This window comes from Campylobacter sp. BCW_4338 (genome assembly GCF_001763255.1).
In the GTDB taxonomy this organism is placed as follows: Bacteria; Campylobacterota; Campylobacteria; order Campylobacterales; family Campylobacteraceae; genus Campylobacter_D; species Campylobacter_D jejuni.
In genome coordinates, this window is sequence record NZ_MJYJ01000059.1 from 253 (window position 1) to 3,216 (window position 2,964).

Annotated in this window: 3 protein-coding genes and 1 pseudogene; all 4 read left to right on the forward strand. The window is 24.0% G+C overall.

Going from position 1 to position 2,964, the window contains the following annotated elements; genetic code table 11:
* Positions 1-184: pseudogene (locus AJN69_RS10395) on the forward strand (hypothetical protein); the annotation flags it as partial.
* Positions 185-254: 70 nt separating this feature from the next.
* Entirely contained in the window at positions 255-605 is a 351-nt protein-coding gene (locus tag AJN69_RS06230) for a DUF4299 family protein (protein ID WP_044779597.1), read from the forward strand.
* Positions 605-1,237: a hypothetical protein gene (locus tag AJN69_RS06235; RefSeq protein ID WP_070287877.1), complete on the forward strand. Its 633-nt coding sequence runs from the start codon at positions 605-607 to the stop codon at positions 1,235-1,237. The genes AJN69_RS06230 and AJN69_RS06235 overlap by 1 nt, the downstream gene beginning before the upstream one ends.
* A gap of 133 nt (positions 1,238-1,370) precedes the next feature.
* On the forward strand, positions 1,371-2,964 hold a 1,594-nt coding region (gene vgrG, locus AJN69_RS06240; protein WP_148126288.1), incomplete at its 3' end, for a type VI secretion system tip protein VgrG.

Consider the following 2,964-nt stretch of genomic DNA (forward strand, 5'->3'; position numbering starts at 1 on the left):
AGATAAATATATTTCTTTTATCACTAATGCCAAAGCAGAGATTATAGAATGGAAAAGTATTGAGTTTGATGGGGATAGATACAGTGAAACTTTTGAAAGAATGTTAAATGATGAAAGTATAGCCCTTTATGCTCTTATCAATCGTGCTAGAATGATTAAACAAAATAGAATTAGCTTTGTGTAAATACTTTCCTTATGATTTAATATAAAAAGATTTTTAGTTATAATTTCATTTTATATTTAAGGAAAAATTTATGGAAGATTTAAAACTTTTACAAAGGCGTTGGGAAGAAGCTTATGAAGCTATACCTAAACTTTATGAAACACCAGATGGGTTAATAATAAATTTCACCCTAAGTGAAGATACAGATACTATTCTTTTTAAAAAACCTTGGGAAAATTTTGAATTAGATGATGAAGATAAAGAAGCCAAATGGAGATTAAGCTTTTTTAGCATTAGCGAAGATAAACCTTTAGGATATTTAGAATATAAAGAAGCACTAGAAAAACTACAAGATTTTTCTTTAATTCAATCAGAAGAAAGGATTTTAATTAGAGCAATGAGTTTAGAAGAGCTTGAAAGTTTAGAGCTTAAAGGGTGGTAATGCTTCCTCAAGCTATATTTTTAAATAAACTTATAGAATTTTTATCTGATGAGAATTTAGATATTGTAAATATGAAAAAAGGTGTAAATAAAATTTTTTCTAAAAAAGATTTTTACGCTATATTAGAATTAAATATTAAAATTATGAATATAGCGAAATTAATTTTTAAAAGTGATGAACAATTAAATATATTATTACCACAAGCTTCTGATTATAAGAATACAAATTATTTTCCTCAAGAATTAGAGTTAAAAAAAGAAATGGATGTTAATCTTAATGATTTAAAAAATTGTGATAATAAAAAAATAATAGAAATAATAAAGCAAGAATATCAAAATAATCTGATTAAAGAATTGGATATTAATTCTCAAAAAGAAAAAATCAAAATACTTTTTATTATTAATGAAGTGCCAAAATTTTTAAAATCAATCTATAAAGAATGTGAGTTTAAAGAATATGGATTAGCAAATTATTTGGAATTTGATGAAATTTGGGATTTTTATGAAAATAATATTAGATATTTTACTATTTTAACTCCTATGGGTGCAAATAAAATAAAATTGCGTTTAGAAAATACACAAAACAGCGAAAAAGAATCTAATATCATAGAAGTAAATTTAGATAAAAAATAGATTTTAACAACAAAAATAAGCAATTTCTTTTTCTACTCAAATTTAGACTATTTGTGTTAAAATAATAAATATAAAAATTAAAAACATAGTGAAATTATAAACACCATAAACTCAACCCCCAAAAGGATCATCAATGTCCCTTAATTCCTTTATGAGTCTTAATATATCAAATTCTACTTCAAATCCCCTACCCTTTAAAATCACTAAAGCCCTCATCAAAGAAAGTTTTGAAGAACTTTTTTCTATAGAATGTGAAGGTTTTTTTGAAAGTTTAGATGAAAGCTTATTTAATCTAAGTCAAGATTTTAATTTTCATCCTAATGTTTTAATCGATCAAGAAGCTATTTTAAGTATTCATAATCCTTATGAAAACAATACTTTAAATTTTGACACAAATGAAGTTAAAAATTATAAAGGAATTATCACTTATATAAAATATCTAGGTATTAATCATGAAAGTGCTTTAAATATTAATGATAGCGCTTCAAATACTAAGCAAATAAAATACAAGCATTTTTTTTCTTTTAAGCTTCAATCAGTCTTGATAAGACTTTCTTTAAATAAAGCCAATCGTATTTATACTCATACTAATATTATAGAAGTGATTAAACAAACCCTTGGTTTTTATCAAGATATCTTACATAAAGAAATTGATTATTCTAATATACATTTTAATTATGAAGAACAAGAACTCATCTCTCAATACAATGAAAGTGATTTAGACTTTATTACAAGATTAAGCCATAATAATGGAATCTTTTTTTATGAAGATGAGAACACTATTTATTTTTGTGATGTGTATAAAAATGTAAAAAATAAAGAAATTGAGTATAATCCTAATATTAATAATATTTTAAATCAAGCTTGTATTTCTTCTATTTATAAAGAACAAAGCTTAAGAACTAATTCTTTTACACATTCTAGTATCAATGCCAATACTCCTTTAAATCTTTTATCTTTACATTCTAATAAAGTTCCTTATGAACAAGAACTTAATAACAAAGCTTATTATAATGAACATTTTTATGAGAGTGAATATTCTTTTACAAAAAGCATTGATTTAAAGACTAAGCCTTCTCTTAAAGAAAAAAGAGCCTTAGTATTAAATGAAAGCTTACTAGCAAAAAGTAATATTTATCATCTTAGCTTAGGAGATTTTATCACTTTAAATTATAAGGAGTTTAATCATCAAGAAGAAATAAAAAATCAAGATGAAGAAAAACAAGATAAAGCTTCTTTGCTTAAAGACTTTATTATTATTGCTAATACTCAAATCTTAATTGATGATGCCATCTTAGCTAATTCTATTAATACTAATGATCATTTAAATTTAAAAGATTTAAATTTAAGTAAATCTTATTCTAATACTTTAACTTTATTAAAAAAGAATATTATCTTTACTCCAAGTTTTAAAGCTAAACCTAAAGCTCCTAATAGCACTCAAGGTATTGTTATAGGAGAGAGTAAGGATATAGAAAGTGAGAGAAATACTATTTATACTGATGAGCATGGAAGGGTTAAGGTAAGGATTAATCTTTATGCTAATCAAGAAGAATTAGATGAAAAAGAAAGTTTATATCATCACACTCCTTTTTTAAGAGTAGCTTCAAGTATAGCAAGTAATCATTCAGGTTTTTATCATACTCCAAGAATAGGAGATGAAGTGATTATTTCTTTTTTAGATGATGATATAGATAAGCCTTATGTAAGTGGAAGTTTGTATAATG

Excerpts from the sequence above, each read along its gene's own strand:
- AJN69_RS06235 (WP_070287877.1), top strand. The coding sequence starts at position 605 with ATGCTTCCTCAAGCTATATTTTTAAATAAACTTATAGAATTTTTATCT.
- AJN69_RS06230 (WP_044779597.1), top strand. The coding sequence starts at position 255 with ATGGAAGATTTAAAACTTTTACAAAGGCGTTGGGAAGAAGCTTATGAA.